Raw genomic sequence first — 21121 nt, forward strand, 5'->3', positions numbered from 1 at the left:
TTCTTCCCGGAGCTGTTTCATGAGCCGTTTGTATTTCGAAGACTTCCATCCCGGCCAGGTCATCGAGCTGGGTACGCGCACCGTCACCGAGGCCGAGATTCTGGATTTCGCGCGGCAGTTCGACCCGCAGCTGTTCCATGTCGATCGCGATGCCGCCGCGGCGTCGCATTTCGGGGGGATCGTCGCCAGCGGTTGGCACACCTGCTCGCTGCTGATGCGCCAGATCGTCGACGAACTGCTGTCCCGATCGGTCAGCCACGGCTCGCCGGGCGTGGACGAGATCCGCTGGCTCAAGCCGGTGCGGCCGGGCGACACGCTGCGCATGTCGATGCGCGTGACCGAGGCGATTCCGTCGAAATCCAGGCCGGATCGCGGGGTATTGAAGTGCGAGTACCAGGGCGTGAACCAGCACGGCGAGGCGGTGGTGACGATGAAGACACTCGGGATGTTCGGCCGCCGCCCGCAATAGGCCGGTCACGGAAGCCCCGAGGCGCAAGTCGAGGAATTGACGACCCTCATACCCGGTCACTACCATGCGCGCCCCTGTTTCACGGGGCACGGATGGTTAGCTCAGCGGTAGAGCATCGCCTTCACACGGCGGGGGCCACAGGTTCGATCCCTGTACCATCCACCAATCGCTCCCCAAGGCCCGGCTGTCGCCGGGCCTTCTCGTTCCGGGGACCGGCCTGCGAAGCTGCCGGAACACTGCTCGTAGGGCTCCTGAAGCGCGTTAGACAAACGCGCAAAGGTGGGCTAACGTGCGGCCCGCAGTCGTTTCAAGCAGTGCTTGCTCCGCGATCTTCTGTGCCCCGTTACACCTCCCGGGGACGCTCCAGCTCCCCGGCAACGTTTCTTGAACGGATGCACCGTGCGGGTGGTTTACTCGCATTTCATCAACTGTTCAGAGGAACGTTTCATGTCGAATGTATCGACCGGTGTGGTCAAGTGGTTCAATGACGCCAAGGGCTTTGGATTCATCACGCCGGAAGGCGGCGGTGAAGACCTTTTCGCCCATTTCAAGGAAATCCAGGGCACCGGCTTCAAGACCCTCAAGGAAGGCCAGCGCGTGCAGTACATCGCTCAGCGCGGTCAGAAGGGTATGCAGGCCACCCAGATCAAGGCGCTCTGATCGACCCTTATTCGATGTTGCAGTAATCGAAAGCCGCGACCATTTGGTCGCGGCTTTCTTTTTTGTACGCTATCCCCATCTTCTCTCTCAACGTCATTTCCAGCACGTCGATGAGCAATCAGTCCGCTGACCCTTCCACGACGGCGCAAGCGCCGATCAACGTTCCCGCGGCTGTCCTTTTCTCGATCAGTACCTTGATGGTGCTGACGGTGTTCCCCCTCTACGCATGGCACCACGATTTCTCCGGTGCGGCGTGGCTGTGGTTCTTCATCTTCCTGTTCGCCAGCGGCCTGTCGATCACCGGCGGTTATCACCGCCTGTGGGCGCATCGCGCCTACGAGGCACGTCTGCCACTGCGCATCTTCTACATGCTGTTCGGCGCCCAGTCGCTGGAAAACAGCATCCTGGTGTGGTGCTCGATGCATCGCGTGCACCACAAGAACGTGGATCACGTCGACGACGATCCGTACTCGATCAAGCGTGGCTTCTGGTACGCCCACATGGGCTGGATGCTGCGGGACCGTCCCTGCCATGCGGTCGATCTGTCCAACGTGCAGGACCTGCAGCGCGATCCGGTCGTGATGTTCCAGCACAAGCACTACCTGGGGCTGGCGCTGTTCATGAACATCGGCCTGCCGGGTCTCATCGGCATGCTCTACGGCGAGCCGGGCGCTTTCCTGATGCTGGCCGGCCTGCTGCGTCTGGTGGTGAACCACCACTTCACGTTCTTCATCAACTCGCTCGCGCACATGTGGGGTCGCCGTCCCTACACCGAGGAGAACACCGCGCGGGACAACGACCTGATCGCGCTGTTCACCTACGGCGAGGGCTATCACAACTACCACCACCTGTTCTCCTGGGACTATCGCAACGGCGTGCGCTGGTGGAACGTCGATCTGACGAAGTGGTGGATCGCGATGTTGTCGTGGGTGGGCCAGTCGCACAGCCTGCGCCGCGTGCCCGAGTTCAAGATCCGCCGCGCGATGATCGAGCGCCAGTTCGCGCGCGCGCAGCAGAAACTCGCCAGCGCAGCACCGACGACGCGCCTCGAGCACGTCAAGCAGCTGCTGGAGCATGAGATGGAGGCCTTCAAGGCGACCGTCAACGAGTGGACGCGCCTGCAGACCGAGAAGATCGAGGCGGCCAAGAAGCAGGTCATGGACCGTGTCGCCGAGCGCTGGGAACACAGCGAAGCTCGCCGCCAGCTGCAGGTCCTCGAAGAGGCGCTGCATCTCCAGTACCGGCGCGTCCGGCTGCTGCATATGCAGACGGCCTGACAGCAAAGCGGTCGGCCCTTCGACGGGGTCGACAGCCACGACCGTATCCGGGAATGCCGGCAGGCCCACCTGCCGGCATTTTTATTTCGAGGCGAGGTTGAACGCGGCGGCCGGCCGGCGTTCCAATGCGCCGATCGCCATCACGCAGCGTTCCCGCCATGAAGACCGCCCTGACGCCGTTTGCCCTGCTCCTGCTGGCTGCCACCCTGCTCGCCGGTTGCGGCAGCGCGCCGCTGGTGCCGTCGGCCGAAAGCTTCGAGGGACGGCCCGAGAAGGCGGCACTGGCCGTCCTTCGCAACGTGGAGGCCAATGACGAGCAGCGCGCGAAGATCCTCGCGGCGTTCGACCGCGACAATCCGAAGATGCTCAAGCTGGACCAGGAGTGGGAAGAGATCACGCGGCAGTGGAAGGAACTCAACCGCGCCGATCCCAAGTTCCTGGCCGATGCCGAGGCCTTGTCGGCGCGCCGCATGGACGTGGCCAAGCAGCAGATCGTCGTCGGTGCCGCGTTCGAGCACGAAGTGGCGTCGGTGCTCACGCCGGATCAGTGGAAGGACTGGAAGGAGCTGTGGGCGCTCGTCGGAGAGGGCAACGCCTGCGGGCCCGGTTGGCGCGGCGGCGGTGGCGGTGGCCATCGCCGATAGTCTCGTGCTGTGCGCCAACTCCGGCGCCTGAACGCGCTCGACGCCCGCTCAGGCGGCCAGCCGCTCCACGACGACCTCGACGCCGCTCAACGAGGCATTCCCCGACAGCGTATCGACGAGGAATTCGTCGGTGAGATCGTTGACGCTCACGCCGGCATGCGCGTTGGCGACACGCAGGTTCACGCCCTCGCGCGCATGACCCCAGCCATGCGGCAGCGACACCACGCCCGGCATCATTTCGTCGGTGAGATGCACGGTGACCTCGAGTGCGCCGACGCGCGAACGCACCGTCGCCATCGTGCCGTCCGCGAGGCTGCGGGCCGAGCCGTCGCCGGGATTCATCAACAGCAGGCAGCGGTCCTTGCCCTTCACCAGCCGCTCGGAATTGTGCATCCACGAGTTGTTGCTGCGGACATGGCGACGGCCGATCAGCCGTAGGCCCTCGGCCGCACCGATGCCGATCTGCCGGCGCGCACGTTCGACGTCGCCGATCAGCTCCGGGATATCGCAGCGGATGCGCTTGCCCGGGGTGAACAGGCGCTGCGGCAGGCAAGGCTGCAGCGGCCCCAGATCGATACCGTGCGGATGCTGCTTGAGCTTGCGCAGGGTCAGGCCCTCGCGCTTGCGCTTCCACGAGCCGTAAGGCCCCAGGCGCAGTCCCAGGTCGATCAGCTGGTCCGGACGCAGGTGCTGCCTGGCCAGGCCCGGCAGCTTGCGCAGGCGTGCGCCCAGCGGCTGCGGGCGATCGCCCTCGACACGTTCGCGATAGGCGCGGGCGAGGCCGTTGAAGATCTCCCAGTCGTGCCGCGTGCCCTCGGGCTTGTCGACCAGCGGAGCGGACCACCGCGCGGTGTTGCGCACCGCGAAGTGATGGAAGATCAGGTCGTAGTGGTCGTGCTCGACACCGCAGGTGGGCGGCAGGATCAGGTGCGCGTGCCGCGTGGTCTCGTTGACGTAGAAGTCGATCGACACCATGAAGTCCAGCGAGGCCAGCGCGCGATCGAGTTGCTGGCCGTTGGGCGTGGACAGCACCGGGTTGCCGGCGATCGTCACCAGCGCGCGGACCTGGCCCTCGCCGGGCGTCAGGATCTCCTCGGCGAGCGCCACGACCGGAAGTTCGCCGCCGAACTCCGGAAGGCCGCGCACGCGGCTCTGCCAGGCGTTGTAGTGGCCGGCCTTCGACTGGCCCTGCAGCAGATCCACCGCGGGTAGCGGAAACATCGCGCCGCCCGGCGCATCGAGCCGTCCCGTGAGCAGGTTCAGCAGGTTGATGGCCCATTGGCAGATGCTGCCGAAGGCCTGCGTGGAGACGCCCATGCGCCCGTAGGCGACGGCGGCTGTCGCGTCCGCGAAGTCGAGGGCTAGGCGGCGGATCGTGGCGGCGTCGATGCCGGTCACGCTCGCGGCCGCCTCGGCCGTGAACGGCGCCACCGCATCACGCACGCCGTCGACGCCATCGACGAATGCCGTCGCCGCACCCAGGTTCACGCGGTCCTCGTCGAACAGCACGTGGATCATCGCCAGCAGCAGCGCCGCGTCGGTGCCGGGGCGGATGAAATGATGCTCGTCCGCGACGTCCGCGGTCTCGCTGCGGCGTGGGTCGATCACGACCATCCTGCCGCCGCGCGCCTTGAGCTCCTTCAGGCGCCCGCGGAAATCCGGCACTGTCATCAGGCTTCCGTTGGAGGCCATCGGATTGGCGCCCAGCACGAGGAAATACTGCGTGCGATCGATGTCCGGGATCGGCAGCAGCAGCTGGTGTCCGAACATCCAGTACGCGACGAGCTGGTGGGGAAGCTGGTCCACCGAGGTCGCGGAAAAACGATTGCGGCTCTTGAGCTGCCCGAGGAAGTTCTGGCCGTGCGTGAGATTGCCGTAGTTGTGGACGCTCGGATTGCCCTGGTAGACCGCCACGCTGTTGGTGCCGTGGGCCTTGCGTAGCGCCACCAGGCGATCCGCGACCTCCGCATACGCCTGGTCCCAGCCGATCTCCTGCCAGCCGTTCGCGGTACGCCGCGCCGGCTTGCGCAGGCGGTCCGGGTCCTCGTGCAGGTCCTTGAGCGCCACGGCCTTGGGGCAGACATGGCCGCGCGAGAACGGATCGGCATCGTCCCCACGCACCGACAGGATGTGGCCGTCCTGCACCTTGAATTCGAGGCCGCAGATCGCCTCGCAAAGATTGCAGGCGCCGTAGTGCGTGCTGGGTTCGCCCATCGTGTTCGTCCCTGGCTTTGGCTGCGATGCTACGCGCCGGGGTTTGGTCTCACAATGACGCATCCACCCCATGCCTTCGACGCCGATGAGCCAGCCGTTCCGCTATTACCTGCGCGTCCGTTACGGCGAGTGCGATGCGCAGAAAGTCGTGTTCAACGCCCGCTACGGCGAGTACATCGACTTGGCCATCACCGAGTTCCTGCGGGCGCTTGGCTACGGCGAGCAGATGGTGACCGCGGAACTGGATTTCCAGCTCGTGCGCCAGACGACGCAATGGCGTGCCCCGGCCCGCTACGACAACGTGCTGGAAGGCTCGGTCACGACGATGGGGATCGGCAATACCTCGTTCACGCTGCGCGTCGAATTCCGGGTCGCCGGCAACCCGATGGTGATCTGTGAATCGGAGACGGTCTACGTACTGGTCGATCACGCCACGCTGACCAAGCGTCCGGTTGCCGCGGATATGCGCGAACGGCTCGAGCGTGGTGCGCCCGGACGGATGATCGATCACGCGGGCTATTTGTCAGCCGCGTGATCACCGCGCAGGGCTGGCCGTTGTTCGAACCTAGCGGCCCTTGGGCTTCAGCATCGTCCCGATGCAGCTGGTCATGCCGCAGCGGCAGGCCCACAGCTTGCGCATGCGCGCGGTGTGCCGCACGTCCAGTTTGATGCCGTAGTCGTACGTCAGCTCTTCACCCTTGCGGATCGGGCGGCGCGCCTCGATGAAGATGCGGTCGCGGGCCGTGCCGTGGGTCTTGGCCTCGTAGATCACGGCCTCGCAGTTCGGATCGCAACTGTGATTGATCCACTTGGCGTCGTTGCCACGACGATTGGCATCGATGATGTAGTCGTCGTTGAGCGTGAACAGGAACGTGTGTCCGGTTTCCGCGGTTCCTGCGTAGATGTCGTCGGCTTCGTCGTGCGTGCAGAGGCGGCCGCGATATTCGATGACGGTGTGTCCGGCGGGCAGATTGCGGGCCGCGAAAACGCCGTTGCCGTGGATGGGCGAGCGACGTACGGTGATGGTGCGAACCATGGATCTTCGTTGCAGCGGTGTCTGAGGGGACGCGATTGTCCAGCACTCCGCGTGCCAGTGCACACGAAGGCGGGCAACGCGGTGCTCAGAACACGCCGAAGGCGATGCCGGCCGCGAGTGTCTGCCCGAGTTCGCGTGCGGCCGCCAGGGCCTCGTCGTCGAGTTCGCCCTTGTGCACCAGCGGCTCGCTGACGCGCTTCCACTGGTAGCCGGCGGCGATGCGGTCGAGCGCCCGCACCGCGCCGCTGCCGTCGTTGCCGGTCGAGACCAGCATCGCGTAGGCAAGGCCGATGGTCTTGCCCTCGGCCGGGTAGTAGGTGCGGTCCAGGAAGTCCTTCACGGCGCCCGAGAGATAGCCGAAATTCTCGGGTGAACCGATCAGCAGGCCGTCCGCCCACAGCAGGTCGTCGAGGCCGGCATCGCCGGCGCGCAGCGTGCGCACCTCGACCTCGTCGGCGAGTTCCAGCGCACCCTCGCGGGCGGCCATCACGAGCTGGCGCGTGCGTCCGGTCTGGGTGCTGTAGACGATGAGCAGATGTTTCATGCGCGGGTCCGGCCGCATCGCAGTGTGCGTGCCGCCTCACGCCCTGGGGCGCTGGTCTTGCCGGGCAGAATGACAGACTCCGCCGCTATACACTCGCGGCCCGTTCCGCAGACTTCGCGACGCCGACATGCCTGTCCTTTCCGAAGAATCCCTCCGCCAGGCGCTGGCCGCCTACGTCGATCCCGTGCTCGGCTGCGGCCTGATCGAGGCCGACGTGGTGCGCGAGGTCTCGGTGCGCAATGGCCGCGCGCAGGTCGGCATCGAACTGGGTTTCCCCTGCGACGGCTACAAGAACGAGTTCGCCGCCAACCTGAAGGCCGCGCTGCGAAAGTCCCTGGATGCCGACGTCGATGTCGCCGTCGGCTGGGTCGTGCGCAGCCACGCGGTGCAGGCCAAGCTCGCCGCGCTGCCCAACGTGAAGAACATCATCGCCGTGGCCTCGGGCAAGGGCGGCGTGGGCAAGTCGACGGTGGCCGTGAACCTGGCGCTGGCGCTGCGCGCGGAGGGCGCGAGCGTCGGCGTGCTCGACGCCGACATCTACGGCCCGAGCCAGCCGCGCATGCTCGGAACCAGCGAGAAGCCGACGTCGCCCGACGGCAAGAGCATGAACCCGATCGAGGCGCTGGGCCTGCAGGCGATGAGCATCGGATTCCTGATCGACGAGGATCAGCCGATGGTCTGGCGCGGCCCGATGGCGACGCAGGCGCTGATGCAGTTGCTCAACGAGACACACTGGAAGGCGCTGGACTACCTGGTCATCGATCTGCCACCGGGCACCGGTGACATCCAGCTCACGCTGTCGCAGCGCATTCCGGTGTCGGGCGCCGTCGTCGTGACCACGCCGCAGGACATCGCGCTGATCGATGCGAAGAAGGGCCTGCAGATGTTCCGCAAGGTCGAGGTGCCCATCCTCGGCCTGATCGAGAACATGAGCTTCTACTGCTGTCCGAACTGCGGACACCGTGCCGAGATCTTCGGGTCGGGTGGTGGCGAGCGCATGAGCGAACAGTTCGACGTGGCCTTGCTGGGCCGCATTCCGCTGGATGCGCGCATCCGCGCGCAGGCCGACGGCGGCAAGCCCACCGTGGCGGCGGACCCGGAGTCGGATCTGGCGAAGATCTACCGCGACATCGCGCGCCGCGCGGCGGCGCGCCTCGCGCATGGCGGGCTGGAATCGGATTTCCCCGATATCCAGGTCAGCGACGATTGAATTGCTCGACGTAGCCCGGACGAAGTCCGGGAGGGCACCCGAATCAACGCAGCGTCGTCCCGGACTTCGTCCGGGCTACGGACAGCTCACTTCTGCACGCACCGCTGCAGCGCCGCGACATCGCCTTTCGCATTCTTGACGCAAGCCATCTGCGCGAACGCATCGGCGAGGGCTGGGTCGTACGCAGGCGCAGCCGGAGCCTGATCCGCCTGGGCCGACGGCATCGGCGTATGCGGCAGCCGCGCCAGGTTGCAGGCCGGAACGCCGGGCGAGGTCGAGAAGCTGTCGAGGCGGCACAGTCCGCGGCCGTCGATCGCCATCGCGTACATCGCGCCCTGCGGATCCTGCTGGCCTCGCGTGGCGAAACTGAGACGCCACGCCAGGCCCGCTTCGCCGAACGAGGGCTCGAGCCTGGCGCTGACGAAGCGGGCGGCGCGATCGGCGCGGGCGAGCGCTTCGGCCAGCCGCTCGGGCTGGACCTGATCGATGTCGAAAGGGATCCATCCGGAGATGTCTTCGTACAGGGCCTGGCGGATGTCGCGGAGCGGCTCGCCACGGCGCCCGGTACGCACGAAGCGCTCGCGAGGGACGCCGATGCCGGTCTTGCCGGTCGGGAGCGCAATCGAGACCTCGCCCCAGCGGTTGATGCCGACGCCAACGACGGGTGCGTCGCGATCCGCGCTGCGGCGAAACGCTTCGAGCGCCGCGGCCAGCGCCGTGCCGTCGAGGGCAGCCGCGCGTTCGGATGCGCCGGGCTCGGGCCGGGGCTTGCAGCTGTTGCGCGTCGTGCCCGACCCGTACGCACAGGCGCTTCGCAGAGTGCCGCTCGAGAACAGCCAGAACAGCGTGCCCGCCGCCGCCGTCACGACGAGCAGGCAGACGGCGAGAATCAGGGCGCGGGTCGGCATCGCGGCATCCTGGGGTTGCGCCTCGTCGGTCGCAAGCACCGGTGCCGCCCCCGCAATGATGCGAAAATCACCGGCTACGACGGGCGGGAACGGCGACAGGGAATCCAAGGCACTCGATGGTCCTGCTGAATTGGCTGACGGCCACGTATTACGTGCGCATCTGTGCCGACCGCGTGCGCATCCGCGACGTCGGGCGTGGGCACTCGCTGGACGCGCCCGCGGTGGTCGCCATCGAGGACGACGGCAGGCGCCGGCAGGTGATCGCGGTCGGGCAGGGGGCGCTCGGTGCGCCCGCCCGTCCGGGCCTCGTGCTGGCGCATCCGTTCCGGCATCCGCGCGTGCCGGTCGGGGATTTCGTCGTGGCGGACGCCCTTCTTGCCGGTCTGGTGCGAAGCTTCGCCAAGAGCATTCACGGATTTCCGCGGCCGCTGCTGCGGGTGCTGATTCATCCACAGCACGAGCTCGAAGGCGGATTGACGCCGATCGAGCGGCGCGCCTTCGAGGAACTCGCGAACAATTGCGGGGCCCGGAGGATCGCGGTCTACGAAGGACCCGAGCTCGCCGACCGTGACATCAACGACGCGCTTTTCAGCAAATTGAGAAACTGATCTTCATGAGCATCAAGTCCGACAAGTGGATCCGCCGCATGGCGGCGCAGGGAATGATCGAACCGTTCGAGCCGGGGCAGGTGCGCGTCGCGCCGGACGGGCACCGGATCGTCAGCTACGGAACGTCCAGCTACGGCTACGACGTGCGCTGCGCCGACGAGTTCAAGATCTTCACGAACATCAATTCGACGATCGTCGATCCGAAGAACTTCGACGCGCGCAGCTTCGTCGACGTGAAATCGGACGTCTGCATCATTCCGCCGAATTCCTTCGCACTCGCGCGCACCGTCGAATACTTCCGCATTCCGCGTTCGACGCTGGTGATCTGCCTGGGCAAGAGCACCTACGCCCGCTGCGGCATCATCGTCAACGTCACGCCGCTGGAACCGGAGTGGGAAGGACACGTCACGCTCGAGTTCTCCAACACGACGCCGCTGCCGGCGAAGATCTACGCCAACGAGGGCGTCGCACAGATGCTGTTCTACGAATCCGACGAAGTCTGCGAGACCTCGTACAAGGACCGGGGCGGCAAGTACCAGGGGCAGAAGGGCGTGACGCTGCCCAAGACCTGAGCGGCGTGACCCGGCGCACAGCGCATGCCGGGGCGGTCGGAGTAACCTAGGTCCCAAGTCTCGAACCAGATTCCGTCATGAAAGCCTCGCTCATTGTCCTGTCGGTACTCGTGCTCGGCCTCGCCGGGTGTGCCAACAACCAGGTGATCGTCGATACCAAGGGCGTGGACATGTCGCGGTATCAGCAGGACCGTCGCGAGTGCGAGGGTTATGTCGAACAGGTGTCCTCGGGCGGCACCATCGCCAAGAGTGCTGGCCTGGGCGCTGTGATCGGTGCGGTCGTCGGCGGCGCAGCCGGCGCGATCTTCGGAGACAGCACGGCAGCAGCGCGCGGTGCGGCTGTCGGTGGCGTCACCGGCGGCGCACAGGGCAGCGTGAGCGGCATCGCGAAGGGCGAGAACAGCAAGGAACAGGTGCTGCGCAACTGCCTGAGCGGTCGCGGTTACCGGGTGCTGAATTAGCAAACCGTAGCCCGGACGAAGTCCGGGTTTCCGGCGAACAACGAAGCAGGATCCCGGACTTCGTCCGGGCTACGGTGGCGTCGCGGTTCAGGCGCCGCCATCGGGCCATAGCCGTGCTGCACCCCGCACGCCGCTCGAATCGCCATGCAGCGCCGGCACCAGCCGCGTGTCGACGCGATCGCTGAACACCCACGACGGCCACAACGCCGGGACGTTTCGGTAAAGCCGCTCGATGCGGGACAGCCCGCCGCCGAGCACGATGACATCGGGATCGATCAGGTTGATCACCGTCGCCAGCGCGCGGGCCAGCCGGTCCTCGTAACGATCCAGCGTGGCGGCGCAGGCCGTGTCGCCGCCCAGGGCTCTGTCGACGACCGCCTCGCCCGCGAGCTCGGCACCCGTGACGCGCAGGTGATCGGCCGCCAGGCCCGGCCCCGACAGCCAGGCTTCGATCGGCCCGTGGCGTCCGTCCCAGTGCAGCGGGCCCGGTATTTCGCCCCAGTCGGGCCGTGGCCAGGGCAGGGGGTTGTGGCCCCATTCGCCGGCGATCGCGTTGGGTCCGGCGAGCAGCCGGCCGCCGATGCAGATGCCGCCGCCGACGCCGGTGCCCAGGATCACGGCGAAGACGCAGGACGCACCGGCTGCCGCGCCGTCCGACTGCTCGCTGGCGGCCAGGCAATCGGCGTCGTTGGCCATGCGCACCGGCCGGTCCAGCATCGCTTCCACGTCGGCCTGCAGCGGCCGTCCGTTGAGACAGACGGAGTTCGCGTTCTTGATCAGCCCCGTGGCGGGCGACACGGCGCCCGGATGTCCGATGCCGACGCGCAGGCCGCTGTGTCCGCTATCGCGTTCCAGCTGCGCGACCAGATCCGCGATGGCGCGGACCTGGCCGGCATAGTCGCCGCGCGGTGTGGCGACGCGCAGCCGGTGCGAGATCCGCGATCCCGGCTGCATGACGATGCCTTCGATCTTGGTGCCGCCAAGGTCGATGCCGATCCGGGGCTCGTGCGCGGTCATGTCGAAGCAGGTGGAGGACGGGCCTCCATTCTGGCTCGTCGCCCATTTCCAGCCGCTACTTTGCCGCCGCTACCGCCGATACGAGCACGGGTTTGGCCCGGTACGCCTCCGGAAATACGCGCCGCAACTCGGCGACCTTGGGCAGGTCGTGAATCACGATGTACGGGTGGCTCGGATTGCGGGCCAGGAAATCCTGGTGATAGGCCTCGGCCGGGTAGAAGGTCTTGCCCGGCTCGATGCGCGTCGCGATAGGAGCGCCGTAGACGTGCGCCTGGTTGAGTTGCGCGATGTAGCCCTTTGCGATCTGGCCCTGCTCCTGGGTTGTCGGAAAGATCGCCGAGCGGTACTGCGTGCCGCGATCCGGACCCTGGCGGTTGACCTGTGTCGGATCGTGGGCGACCGAAAAATAGATCTGCAGCAAGCGGCCGTAGGTGATGCGCTGGGGGTCGTAGGTGATCTGCACGGCTTCCGCATGCCCGGTGTTGCCAGAGCCCACGTCATCGTAGTGCGCCGATGAAGCCGCGCCGCCGGCGTAGCCGGACACCGCGTTGAGCACGCCGTCGACGTGCTGGAAGACGCCCTGGACACCCCAGAAGCATCCGCCGGCGAATACGGCCGTCGCGCTTGGCCCCTCGAGCCCGGTCTCGTCCGCGGCCGGCGCGGGGATGACGGGGGCGGGCTCCGCCCGGAGCTGCGGCAGCGTCAGGATCAGGGCGGCCAGCACGGCGAGGGCGGCGAGCACGCGCAGTCCGGGACGGCGTACGGCGGAGGACCCGATGTGTGCGGCGAGGGGCGGTCGATTCATTTCGCGAGGCTCCGGTTCAACGAAAACGGCGAAAGCAGCCAGGCAGGTACCAGCAAATCCAGTGGCGCGAGCACGCCGCAACGGAACGTCGGACAGAGGCGCAGCCTGCGCTCGCGGTTCCGGGCCCGGTATCTCCCTGCATCCGGACCTTGTGACGCTTCGTTCGCGGAATAGTGCCCACGGAGGTGTCGATCCGGATCCGGAGCTCACGTCATTCGACGCTGCACCCCCGGGGTTGCCCCACGTTCCGTATCCGACCGCGGAATACCGTGATCGCTACAATGTCCATTCAAAGAAAGAACGACGAGGCGGTTCCAGGCAGCTCCTGGTCGAATGTCGGACCCCAACCTGCCGTCTCTGAGCTCGGAAGTCCGCGCTGCCCACGAGCTGGCGAGACTCCGCTTTGCCCACGACGAGGAAGCGCAGTTCCGGATCGACTACGAGGCGGCGGCCGTCTCGCCGCGGATGACGTTGTGCATGCTCGGCGTCGTGATGGTGGGAATGACGCCGCTCTACGACGGTGTTCTGCTGCGGATGCCCGAGAGCTTTGCCGGCTTCGCGCGAGCGATGCAGTTCGGCGTGCAGATCCCGGCGATCCTGCTCGCAATGCTGATGACCTGGGCGTACCGGCTGCGCCGCTGGTCCGCGCCCGCGACCGTTCTTGCGATGATGCTCACGGTCATGGGGCTGACGTTCCAGCAGGTGATCGGACCGGCCCACGGGTTTCATGTCCCGCACGACTTCGCCGTGCTCGCCATCTCGGGAACCTGCCTGCTCGGTCGTTTGCGATTGAGTTATCTGCTGCCCTGGGCGACGTCGCTGATGCTGATCGTCAGCCTGATGCAGCTGCACGGATTCGGGTACAGCTCCGGTGCGCTGTACGACGTGATCTCGATGTGGATGTTGTTCGTGCTGTCCACCATCGCGACCTACATGCTCGAGTACTCGGCGCGCGAGAACTGGCGGCAGCGGCGCAAGCTCGAGGAGCAGGCGGCACATGACGCGCTGACCGGCCTGCCGAACCGCCGCTACTTCGATGCGATGTTCGTGCACCTGATCCGGCAGGCGGCACGCGAGCGCAAGAACATCGCGCTGATGATCCTGGATGTGGATCACTTCAAGTACTACAACGATCGCTACGGACACCCTGCTGGCGACGACTGCCTGCGCCGCGTCGGCCACTGGCTCAAGGAGGCGATGCGGCGCCCGCAGGACTTCTGCGCGCGCATCGGCGGCGAGGAATTCGCGGCGGTCTGGTTCGATGCGCAGATCGCGGTGGGTCCGTCGCTGGCGGAGAAGGTCCGCGGCGGCATCAGCGAGCTTCGGATTCCCCACGCCGCGTCGCCGACGAGTGCCGTGGTCAGCGCATCGGGCGGGTTGGTCCAGCTCGCCTGTCCTTCGCAGGAAGATGCGTCGACCGAGATCGCCACCGACATGATTCTTCGCGCGGACCGCGCCCTGTACCAGGCCAAGCGCAGCGGACGCGACCGGCTGATCGACGCGGACGATTCGCGGCTCTCGATTCCGGTGATGCCGCCGATCTGACCCGATGTAGCCCGGACGAAGTCCTGGGATTTCTCCCGTCAACAAAGCGGGATCCCGGACTTCGTCCGGGCTACGGCGAGCTAGCGGTACGTCAGGAACTTCGCGTGCGCGCCTTCGAAGTGACCGTGCTCGTTGAGCGTCGCCAGAAAGCGGCCGCTCTTGCCGCACACGATCTTGCTGATCCCGGCGTTCGCCAGGCGCCAGTTGAACGGCGCGTAACGTGATTGCGGAAAATCGAGCAGGCTCTGCGCGATCGCCGCGATGACACCCCCGGACGTGAACACCAGGGCCGTCTGCGAGCCCGACAGTGCGGTCTCGACCCGGTCCAGCGCAGCCAGGCAGCGGTCGCGGTAGGCCGACCAGGTCTCGCGGTATTCACCGTCGTAGGCGCCGGACTGCCAGCGGTTCATGCCCTGCGAGAACAGGTCCTCGAACGCGCGCATGCGATCGGACGCGGCGTTCAGCGCCGCGCCCATCGCCGCGCGGTCCATGAAGCGATCGACGATGTCGACGTGATCGTATTCGTCGAAGCCGCCATCCCCGAGCAAGGTCTGCTCGGGGAATCCCATGGCGTCGAGGCACACGCGGGCCGTATGCGTCTGCCGTTGCATGTTGCCGCTGATCACGGCGTGCACGACCGGCACGCGCGTGCGCAGCGCCTCGCCGGCGATCCGCGCCTGCTCGATGCCCAGCGGCGAGAGCCGGTCGTAATCCGCCGAGCCGAAGTTCGCCTGGCCGTGGCGGACGAGATAGATCGCGCTCATGGGCCTGGCTTTCAGCCGGCCCTGCGCTTGGCCATCTCGATGCGCGCGATGACGGCGCGATGCACCTCGTCCGGTCCGTCGGCCAGGCGCAGCATGCGCGCCTGTGCGAAGAAGCCGGACAGCGCGAAGTCACGCGACACGCCGCCGGCGCCGTGGATCTGCATCGCCATGTCGACGACCTGTTGCAGCATCAGCGGCGCGGCGACCTTGATCGTCGAGATCTCGGTCATCGCGGCCAGCGCGCCGACCTTGTCCATCTTCCAGGCCGCGTACAGCGTCAACAGCCGGCACTGGTCGATCGCGATGCGCGCGTCGGCGATGCGTTCGCGGTTGCCGCCCAGGTCGATCAGCGGCTTGCCGAACGCCACGCGCCTGGTGCCGCGGTCGATCGCCAGATCAAGCGACTGCTCGGCCGCGCCGATGGCGCGCATGCAGTGATGAATGCGCCCCGGCCCCAGACGCCCCTGCGCGATCTCGAAGCCCATGCCCGGGCCCTTGACGATGGCGGACAACGGCAGCCGCACGTTCTTGAAGTGGACTTCGCCGTGGCCGTGCGGCTCGTCGAAATCACCGAGCACCGGCAGCATGCGCTGGATCTCCACGCCCGGCGTGTCGAGCGGCACGAGGACCTGCGAGTGCTGGTGCTTGCGGTCGCGGTTGGCGTCCTCGGTGCGTCCCATGAAGATCGCGACTTTGCAGCGCGGATCGCCGATGCCGCTGCTCCACCACTTCTTGCCGTTGAGGACGACCGTGTCGCCCTCGACGGTGGCGGTGGCCTGCATGTTGGTGGCGTCGCTCGAGGCCACGTCCGGCTCGGTCATGCAGAAGACGGAGCGGATCTCGCCTTCGAGCAGCGGCTTGAGCCAGCGCTGCTTCTGTTCGTCGGAGCCGTAGCGCCAGATCACTTCCATGTTGCCGGTGTCGGGCGCCGAGCAGTTGAAGATCTCGGGCGCCATCAGGCTGCGGCCGGTTTCCTCGGCGACCTGCGCGTACTCGAGGATCGACAGGCCGGCGCCCCATTCGGCATCCGGCAGGAACATGTTCCACAGACCCTGTGCCTTGGCTTTGGCCTTGAGCGCCTCCACGCGGGGCGGAATCTTCCACTCGCGCCAGTCGCCGCCGTGGCGGGCGTCGTGGATCTCGGCCCAGTGCTGTTTCTCCACCGGGAAGATGTGTTCCTGCATGAAGGCGCGGACGCGCTTCACGTAATCCTTGGCGCGCGGGCTGGGTTCGAAATCCATGGTCGTTCTCCTGGTGAGACCGACATCCTACGGGGGCCGGTACAATTCAAGAACTGATTGTTCTGCATCCATGACCATGAGCCGAATTCATGATGGGCATGCGCTTCGGCGCACCGACCTGAGCCTGCTGGCGGTGTTCGACGTGATCTACCGTGAGCGCAATCTCACGCGTGCCGCGCAGCTGCTGGCGCTGTCCCAGTCCGCCGTCAGCCATTCGCTGGCGAGGCTGCGGGTGCGCATGGACGACCCGCTGTTCGTGCGCAAGGGACGCGGCGTGGTGCCGACGCCGCGGGCCGAACAGCTGGCGCCCGGCGTGCAGAACGCGCTCGCACGGCTCGAGGAGGCCTTGCGGCCGGGCGTGGCCTTCGATCCGGCCCGCGACCTGCGGCGCGTGACGCTGGCGATGCCCGACGAGCTCGAACCGATGGTCCTGCCGGCATTGGCGCGCGCGCTGCGGGAGACCGCGCCGCAGGCCTTGCTGGCGAGCGTGCGGCTGGATCGTGCGGCGCTGAGGACGGACCTGGCCGCCGGCCGCATCGACTTGTGCATCGACGTGGCGCGGCCCACGGAGGCCGACGTCGTGCACGAACCCTGGCGGCAGCATCGCCTGTGCGTGGTGTCGTCGAAGGCGCGGCGCCTGAGCATGGCCAGTTACATGGCCGCGGATCACGTCGCCGTGTCGTCGCGCAGGACGGGACCGACGATGGAGGAATTCCTGCTCGGGCGCCTGGGCCTGCAGCGGCGCGTGGCGCTGCGCTGCCAGAACTACGAGGCCGCGTGCCGCGTCGTGGCGGAAACCGAGATGCTGCTGACGATGCCGCGCGAGCACGCCCAGCTGCTGCGGCCCGCACTGGGTTTCCGGATCCTGTCGCTACCGATGGAACTGCCGCCCATCGACCTGCACCTGTACTGGCATCGCCAGGGTCAGGATCTGCCCGTGCAGCGATGGCTGCGCGAGCGGCTGCAGGGAGACGTCACTCGGATGTGAGCGCGCGCTTCGACGCGGTGCGCGGCGTGCGGCTGCTGGTGCGACCGGACGAGGGCAGGGGAATGAGCACCGGGATTGCGCAGAGCACCAGGATGGCAATGACGCGCACCGCGGTGTCGAGAAACGGAAACAGCATTGGATCGGGCATGTCGGCTCCTGAAACTTCATCTGATCAGGGCGGACAGCAGTGGCCGCGGGGAGCGGGGTCGGCGCAGACCCTCGCAGGGATCAAAGGGCAATGTTCGTGCCGCTGAAAAGACGGCGGCGCACCGGAATCGGAAAGTCGATTCCTGGGTGCACCGCCGTCCTGCAGCGTCGTTGTGTCGCGCTACGCGACGCGCGGGCCCGATACCGGGTCAGGGCGCATCAAGTCGGTGCGAATCGACTTCCCTGACACCGTCCACATTGCGCGCCGTTTCGACGGCGCGGTAGACCATCGAAGCGGACTCGGCTTCGCCGATAAGCTCGACGACGCCGGCACGCGTGCGCACTTGCAGCGGCTCACGCACCTGCAGACGCTTGTCGGCTGCCAGCGCCGCCTGCACGTTGGCAGTGATCGTCTCGTCGGTGGACGCACCGCCTTCAGCGGCAAGGCTCGGAGCGGCGGCGAACAGGGACAGGGCCGCCAACGGAATCAACAGAACGCGATCGAGTTTCATGGGGCACTCCTAGGGTGGGAAACGATCCGCTTTGCGGAGGGCCGGCAACATTGCCGGGGTCCGGCACTACCGGACCGAGTCGAGAAGCGCCGTTGGTTCCCTGCTCGTGCACTACTTTACGCCGGCTCTGCCCCTTTGGATTCGCGTCAGCCCTGTTGCAGTGCACCAGAATCAGGCCCGTGAAGGGACCCATAAATAGAAAAGGCCCGCCAGCGGGAAGCTGGCGGGCCAAGGGAGGCCCTCTAGGAGAGGGAGAGAAACGTTTCAGCGCATCTACTGCACGACAATGGTTCCGGTCATGGAGGGATGGATGCTGCATTCGTACGTGTAGCTGCCGGCTGCGGTGAAGGTGCGGGTGTAGGTCGCGCCCTTCTTCAACCGCTCGCTACCCGCATCGGTGAACTTCACGAAGTGATTCGAGCCGTCCTGGTTCGTCCACGTCACCGTCGTGCCGACCGCAACCGTGAGCGTCGCCGGCGAGAATGCGAAGTTCTCGATGACCACCGAACTGCCGCCGGCTGCTGCCGCCGATTCCGGTGCAGGCGCATCAGCGGCCGGAGGCGGTGCGACTGTCGCGTCCACGGGCACCGGAGGCGCAACCGACACACCGCCACCCGAAGACTCGGTCACCTTGAGCTCGACACGACGGTTCAGCTCGCGTCCTTCGTCGGTGTCGTTGGTCGCCACGGGCATCGACTCGCCGTAACCCTTCGTGGTCATGCGCGACGTCGCGATGCCCTTCTTGGTCAGGTAATCCTTGACCGACTTCGAACGACGATCCGACAGCGCCTCGTTGTACGAGTCGGAGCCCTTGCCGTCGGTGTGTCCGCCGAGCTCGACCTTGATGTCGGGACGCGATTCGAGCGCCGTCGCAACCCCGTCGAGGATGCTCTTGGCGTTGACGGTGAGCGTGGCCTTGTCGAAGTCGAAGTTCACGCCGCGCAGCACGATGACGTCGCCGACGCCGCAACCGTCGAGGCTGATCGCCTGGCCCGGAATCGGCGGTGCGCACTTCGGTGCCGGATCGGTTTCATCGCCGTCGTCGGCCGAACTGCATCCCTTGTCCGCCGGGAAATCGATGAGGCCGTCGCCGTCGTTGTCCAGGCCGTCGCTGCAGACCGGCGGCGGCGGTGGTTCCGCGACCACTGCCATCACCGGGGCCGGAGCCGGCGGCTCGGGCGCCTTTCCGAACGGAATACGCAGGCCCAGGTTGAACAGCGGCTCCTTGTACTCGTCGTGGCTGTCGTCCGTGGAGTTGGACTGCGAGTGATACAGCGCCTCGGCGCGGATTCCGAACGCGTTCTTGAACAGGAAATCCCAGCCCAGGCCCACGTTGAACAGCGTCTCGTCCCCGCCCATCACGTCCAGGTGCAGGTAGGGACCGCCGGATCCCTTCAGGAAGGCATTTGCACCAAAGCCGACGCCCTTGATCTTGCTGCTCTCGCCGTCGTCGTCGCCCTTGTACTTGAGATACGTGCCACGCAGCTCGAACTCCACGCTCTTCGACAGCCGCGTGCCGAGCGCCAGCGTGCCGCCGAGCGCATCGTCCGCATCGCGATCCTTGTCCGACAGCACGTACGTCGCCATCGGCGCGATGTAGAACCGGTTGTCGTCCTGCGCGAGCGCGGTACCGGATCCGAAAGTTGCGAGAACCGCCAGCGCCATCAGGCCTGGTCGAAATCCCGAGCGGACCCCTATTCCGAAATTGTTCATGAATTCCCTTTATGAGTTCTTGAGGAAAACTTGCTACGCACCGCGACGAATCGCGGGACAAAAAAAATCCACCCGCTCCTGCGAGCGGATGGACGTCGATGTCCTGCGGGTTGGCAAGGCGACTCTGACTCGCTGCACCCACCGCTCCGAAATACACGGGAACGGCATGCGCCAAAGGCAGCAACACCCATGCCAATCGAGATCTTCCGGAGGGGCTGTGTCCCGAGAGAACGCTGCTGCCCTGTGTTGGAACTGCGGCACTGAAACGGGGCGAAGGGCAGGGCCGGCAACCCCCAGATAAAACGAACCGCCCGCGCGCGCTCGTGATCCTTATGGTGGGTCACCTCCGGTAGCGACGACTCCGATTGCTGCGACAGGCCTCTTCGGGGTTCATGCGGTGCTGCAGCAAAGTTGGCATAGCGTTTGCTGCCACTGTTCCGTGATTCCGCACAGGGGGATCACGGCGGTAACCGATCCAGCAGTGTTGCCGGATCAGCCGGACACCAACGTCCACGTTGTTGGCTTGAAACAGGCCAATGCGTGGACGTTTTTTTTTGATTTTTTCGCGCGCCTGACAAGGGAGTCAGTCGATCTGCTCGCGGAAGGGTTGAAGTGCTTTTCTTTTCTACTTCTAGAGATCTAAGACCAAGGAGTTGGGGCGATGAAACGTAACGAGCGAGCGGCACGAACCGGAAGCTTCCTGAAGGCTGCGGCGATCCTCGCTGCAGGCCTGTTCAGCGGGAACGCTGCGGCGGGTTTCTACAACGACGGCAAGGTGCTGCTGACGGGTGGCGTAGCCACGATCGATGGCGCGGGCGGTGGCGGTATCACCCCCTGGGCCGTGATCAACGGCTATGGCACGCGTGACGGCATCAACGGCAGCTTGCACTACACCTACGCGTATCTGCCCAACTACAGCCTCAATTCCTACGGCGCTTCGGTTGGCCTTTACGATCGTCTCGAGCTGTCGTTCACGCGCAGCACGCTGCCCACCGGCAGTACGTTCGACACCGTCGGCCTGATCGCGGGTATTTTGCCAGGCGTCGTGGGGGACACCGGTATCGAGCCGTTCAACACGACGATCGAGATGGACGTGTTCGGCGCCAAGCTTCGCCTGTTCGGCGATGCGGTCTACACCTCCGACAGCCTGATTCCGCAGGTGTCGATCGGCGGCTTCTACAAGGACAACAAGAACAAGGATCTGTTGACCACGCTGCAGGCCGCGAAGAGGAAGGACTGGGAAGCCTATGTCAGCGTCACGAAGGTCTACTTTCCGTTCAGCACGCTGGTCAACCTGACCGGTCGCTACACCTCGGCCAACCAGACGGGTCTGACGGGCTTTGGCTACAAGGACCGAACGAACGGCGGAAGCGGCAAGAAGGATGACAAGAAGGAGATGCGTCTCGAGGTGTCCATCGCAACCCTGGTGGCGAAGAACACTGCCTTTGGTGCGGAGTACGCGCAGCACGGAACGAGTCTGGACAACGTCGGCGTCAACCTCAACGGCATCGGCACCGGTCAGCTCGTGGGTGCCATCACCGACGCTCTGGGTCCGGTGACGGACGTCGCAGGAGTCAGCCTCGACCACCTCGACGACACGCTCACGCAGCACGAGGACGACTGGTACGACCTGTTCTTCGCCTACGCACCGAACAAGCGCATCTCGTTCGTCGTGGCCTACGCGATGCTCGGGAACATCACGCTGACGCCTGACCAGCACGGCTTCTACCTGTCGACCCACCTCACGTTCTAAGTCGGACATGAGGCCGGATCCCCGATCACGCTG

At 66.1% G+C, this 21121-nt stretch carries 23 protein-coding genes and 1 tRNA gene; 13 read left to right on the forward strand and 11 right to left on the reverse strand.

Annotated features, from left to right (window positions below; all coding sequences use genetic code 11):
• The first annotated feature begins 19 nt into the window (after window positions 1–19).
• The 5 genes from DFR24_RS03395 (at window position 20) to DFR24_RS03415 (ending at window position 3050) form a co-directional block, all read left to right on the forward strand.
• On the forward strand, window positions 20–469 hold the full coding sequence (locus DFR24_RS03395) for a MaoC family dehydratase (RefSeq protein ID WP_133879927.1): 450 nt from the start codon (window positions 20–22) through the stop codon (window positions 467–469).
• Between the two features lie 90 nt (window positions 470–559).
• Window positions 560–634, forward strand: a tRNA-Val gene (locus DFR24_RS03400).
• Window positions 635–916: 282 nt separating this feature from the next.
• Window positions 917–1129 (forward strand): cold-shock protein, encoded by a 213-nt coding sequence (locus DFR24_RS03405; protein WP_133879928.1) that lies wholly within the window; start codon window positions 917–919, stop codon window positions 1127–1129.
• Window positions 1130–1239: 110 nt separating this feature from the next.
• Window positions 1240–2406 carry an acyl-CoA desaturase gene (locus DFR24_RS03410; protein ID WP_133879929.1) on the forward strand — a complete coding sequence of 389 codons (1167 nt, stop codon included), beginning with the start codon at window positions 1240–1242 and terminating at the stop codon, window positions 2404–2406.
• A 158-nt stretch (window positions 2407–2564) separates the two neighbouring features.
• Window positions 2565–3050, forward strand: a complete 486-nt coding sequence (locus tag DFR24_RS03415) for a hypothetical protein (RefSeq protein ID WP_133879930.1) — start codon at window positions 2565–2567, stop codon at window positions 3048–3050.
• Window positions 3051–3098: 48 nt separating this feature from the next.
• Here DFR24_RS03415 and DFR24_RS03420 read toward each other — a convergent pair whose 3' ends face one another.
• A complete protein-coding gene (locus DFR24_RS03420; RefSeq protein ID WP_133879931.1) occupies window positions 3099–5264 on the reverse strand; it encodes a molybdopterin-dependent oxidoreductase in 2166 nt (721 codons plus the stop codon).
• Window positions 5265–5334: 70 nt separating this feature from the next.
• Between DFR24_RS03420 and DFR24_RS03425 the strand changes: the two genes are divergently transcribed.
• Entirely contained in the window at window positions 5335–5799 is a 465-nt protein-coding gene (locus tag DFR24_RS03425) for an acyl-CoA thioesterase (RefSeq protein WP_211346580.1), read from the forward strand.
• Between the two features lie 30 nt (window positions 5800–5829).
• On the opposite strand, the gene DFR24_RS03430 is transcribed toward DFR24_RS03425, so the two are convergent.
• Together DFR24_RS03430 and DFR24_RS03435 are read right to left on the reverse strand one after the other, a co-directional pair.
• A complete protein-coding gene (locus DFR24_RS03430) occupies window positions 5830–6300 on the reverse strand; it encodes an SET domain-containing protein (RefSeq protein WP_133879932.1) in 471 nt (156 codons plus the stop codon).
• Between the two features lie 85 nt (window positions 6301–6385).
• Window positions 6386–6844, reverse strand: coding sequence for a flavodoxin family protein (locus DFR24_RS03435; RefSeq protein ID WP_133879933.1), 459 nt, complete (start codon window positions 6842–6844; stop codon window positions 6386–6388).
• A 127-nt stretch (window positions 6845–6971) separates the two neighbouring features.
• On the opposite strand from DFR24_RS03435, the gene apbC reads away from it, so the two are divergent.
• Window positions 6972–8054 carry an iron-sulfur cluster carrier protein ApbC gene (gene apbC / locus DFR24_RS03440; RefSeq protein WP_133879934.1) on the forward strand — a complete coding sequence of 361 codons (1083 nt, stop codon included), beginning with the start codon at window positions 6972–6974 and terminating at the stop codon, window positions 8052–8054.
• An 86-nt stretch (window positions 8055–8140) separates the two neighbouring features.
• Here the strand turns inward: apbC and DFR24_RS03445 are convergent, their stop codons facing one another.
• Window positions 8141–8962, reverse strand: a complete 822-nt coding sequence (locus DFR24_RS03445) for a hypothetical protein (RefSeq protein ID WP_133879935.1) — start codon at window positions 8960–8962, stop codon at window positions 8141–8143.
• 173 nt (window positions 8963–9135) lie between these two features.
• On the opposite strand from DFR24_RS03445, the gene DFR24_RS03450 reads away from it, so the two are divergent.
• From DFR24_RS03450 to DFR24_RS03460, 3 genes are all read left to right on the forward strand, one after another.
• Window positions 9136–9570 carry a rod shape-determining protein gene (locus DFR24_RS03450; RefSeq protein ID WP_162851016.1) on the forward strand — a complete coding sequence of 145 codons (435 nt, stop codon included), beginning with the start codon at window positions 9136–9138 and terminating at the stop codon, window positions 9568–9570.
• A 5-nt stretch (window positions 9571–9575) separates the two neighbouring features.
• Window positions 9576–10142 carry a dCTP deaminase gene (gene dcd / locus DFR24_RS03455; protein ID WP_133879937.1) on the forward strand — a complete coding sequence of 189 codons (567 nt, stop codon included), beginning with the start codon at window positions 9576–9578 and terminating at the stop codon, window positions 10140–10142.
• 77 nt (window positions 10143–10219) lie between these two features.
• A complete protein-coding gene (locus DFR24_RS03460; protein ID WP_133879938.1) occupies window positions 10220–10603 on the forward strand; it encodes a glycine zipper family protein in 384 nt (127 codons plus the stop codon).
• A gap of 87 nt (window positions 10604–10690) precedes the next feature.
• Here DFR24_RS03460 and DFR24_RS03465 read toward each other — a convergent pair whose 3' ends face one another.
• The gene (locus tag DFR24_RS03465; protein WP_133879939.1) at window positions 10691–11620 is read right to left on the reverse strand and encodes an ROK family protein; all 930 of its coding nucleotides are present in this window, start codon (window positions 11618–11620) and stop codon (window positions 10691–10693) included.
• A gap of 55 nt (window positions 11621–11675) precedes the next feature.
• Window positions 11676–12425, reverse strand: a complete 750-nt coding sequence (msrA, locus tag DFR24_RS03470) for a peptide-methionine (S)-S-oxide reductase MsrA (protein ID WP_133879940.1) — start codon at window positions 12423–12425, stop codon at window positions 11676–11678.
• Window positions 12426–12758: 333 nt separating this feature from the next.
• Here msrA and DFR24_RS03475 point away from each other — a divergent pair, with 333 nt between their 5' ends.
• The gene (locus tag DFR24_RS03475) at window positions 12759–13970 is read left to right on the forward strand and encodes a GGDEF domain-containing protein (protein ID WP_133879941.1); all 1212 of its coding nucleotides are present in this window, start codon (window positions 12759–12761) and stop codon (window positions 13968–13970) included.
• 80 nt (window positions 13971–14050) lie between these two features.
• Here DFR24_RS03475 and DFR24_RS03480 read toward each other — a convergent pair whose 3' ends face one another.
• Both DFR24_RS03480 and DFR24_RS03485 read right to left on the reverse strand, forming a co-directional pair.
• The gene (locus DFR24_RS03480) at window positions 14051–14734 is read right to left on the reverse strand and encodes a histidine phosphatase family protein (RefSeq protein ID WP_133879942.1); all 684 of its coding nucleotides are present in this window, start codon (window positions 14732–14734) and stop codon (window positions 14051–14053) included.
• An 11-nt stretch (window positions 14735–14745) separates the two neighbouring features.
• A complete protein-coding gene (locus DFR24_RS03485) occupies window positions 14746–15975 on the reverse strand; it encodes an acyl-CoA dehydrogenase family protein (RefSeq protein WP_133879943.1) in 1230 nt (409 codons plus the stop codon).
• 76 nt (window positions 15976–16051) lie between these two features.
• Here DFR24_RS03485 and DFR24_RS03490 point away from each other — a divergent pair, with 76 nt between their 5' ends.
• A complete protein-coding gene (locus DFR24_RS03490; RefSeq protein ID WP_133879944.1) occupies window positions 16052–16963 on the forward strand; it encodes a LysR family transcriptional regulator in 912 nt (303 codons plus the stop codon).
• Here DFR24_RS03490 and DFR24_RS24325 read toward each other — a convergent pair.
• The 3 genes from DFR24_RS24325 to DFR24_RS03500 all read right to left on the reverse strand — a co-directional run bounded on the left by DFR24_RS24325 (window position 16950) and on the right by DFR24_RS03500 (window position 19287).
• Entirely contained in the window at window positions 16950–17111 is a 162-nt protein-coding gene (locus DFR24_RS24325) for a hypothetical protein (protein ID WP_162851017.1), read from the reverse strand. The genes DFR24_RS03490 and DFR24_RS24325 overlap by 14 nt on opposite strands.
• Before the next feature lie 208 nt (window positions 17112–17319).
• The gene (locus DFR24_RS03495; RefSeq protein WP_133879945.1) at window positions 17320–17622 is read right to left on the reverse strand and encodes a BON domain-containing protein; all 303 of its coding nucleotides are present in this window, start codon (window positions 17620–17622) and stop codon (window positions 17320–17322) included.
• Window positions 17623–17895: 273 nt separating this feature from the next.
• On the reverse strand, window positions 17896–19287 hold the full coding sequence (locus DFR24_RS03500) for an OmpA family protein (RefSeq protein ID WP_246051498.1): 1392 nt from the start codon (window positions 19285–19287) through the stop codon (window positions 17896–17898).
• 709 nt (window positions 19288–19996) lie between these two features.
• Here DFR24_RS03500 and DFR24_RS03505 point away from each other — a divergent pair.
• On the forward strand, window positions 19997–21088 hold the full coding sequence (locus DFR24_RS03505; RefSeq protein WP_133879947.1) for a DUF3034 family protein: 1092 nt from the start codon (window positions 19997–19999) through the stop codon (window positions 21086–21088).
• Window positions 21089–21121 lie beyond the last annotated feature (33 nt).

The organism is Panacagrimonas perspica (assembly GCF_004364935.1).
In the GTDB taxonomy this organism is placed as follows: domain Bacteria; phylum Pseudomonadota; class Gammaproteobacteria; order Nevskiales; family Nevskiaceae; genus Panacagrimonas; species Panacagrimonas perspica.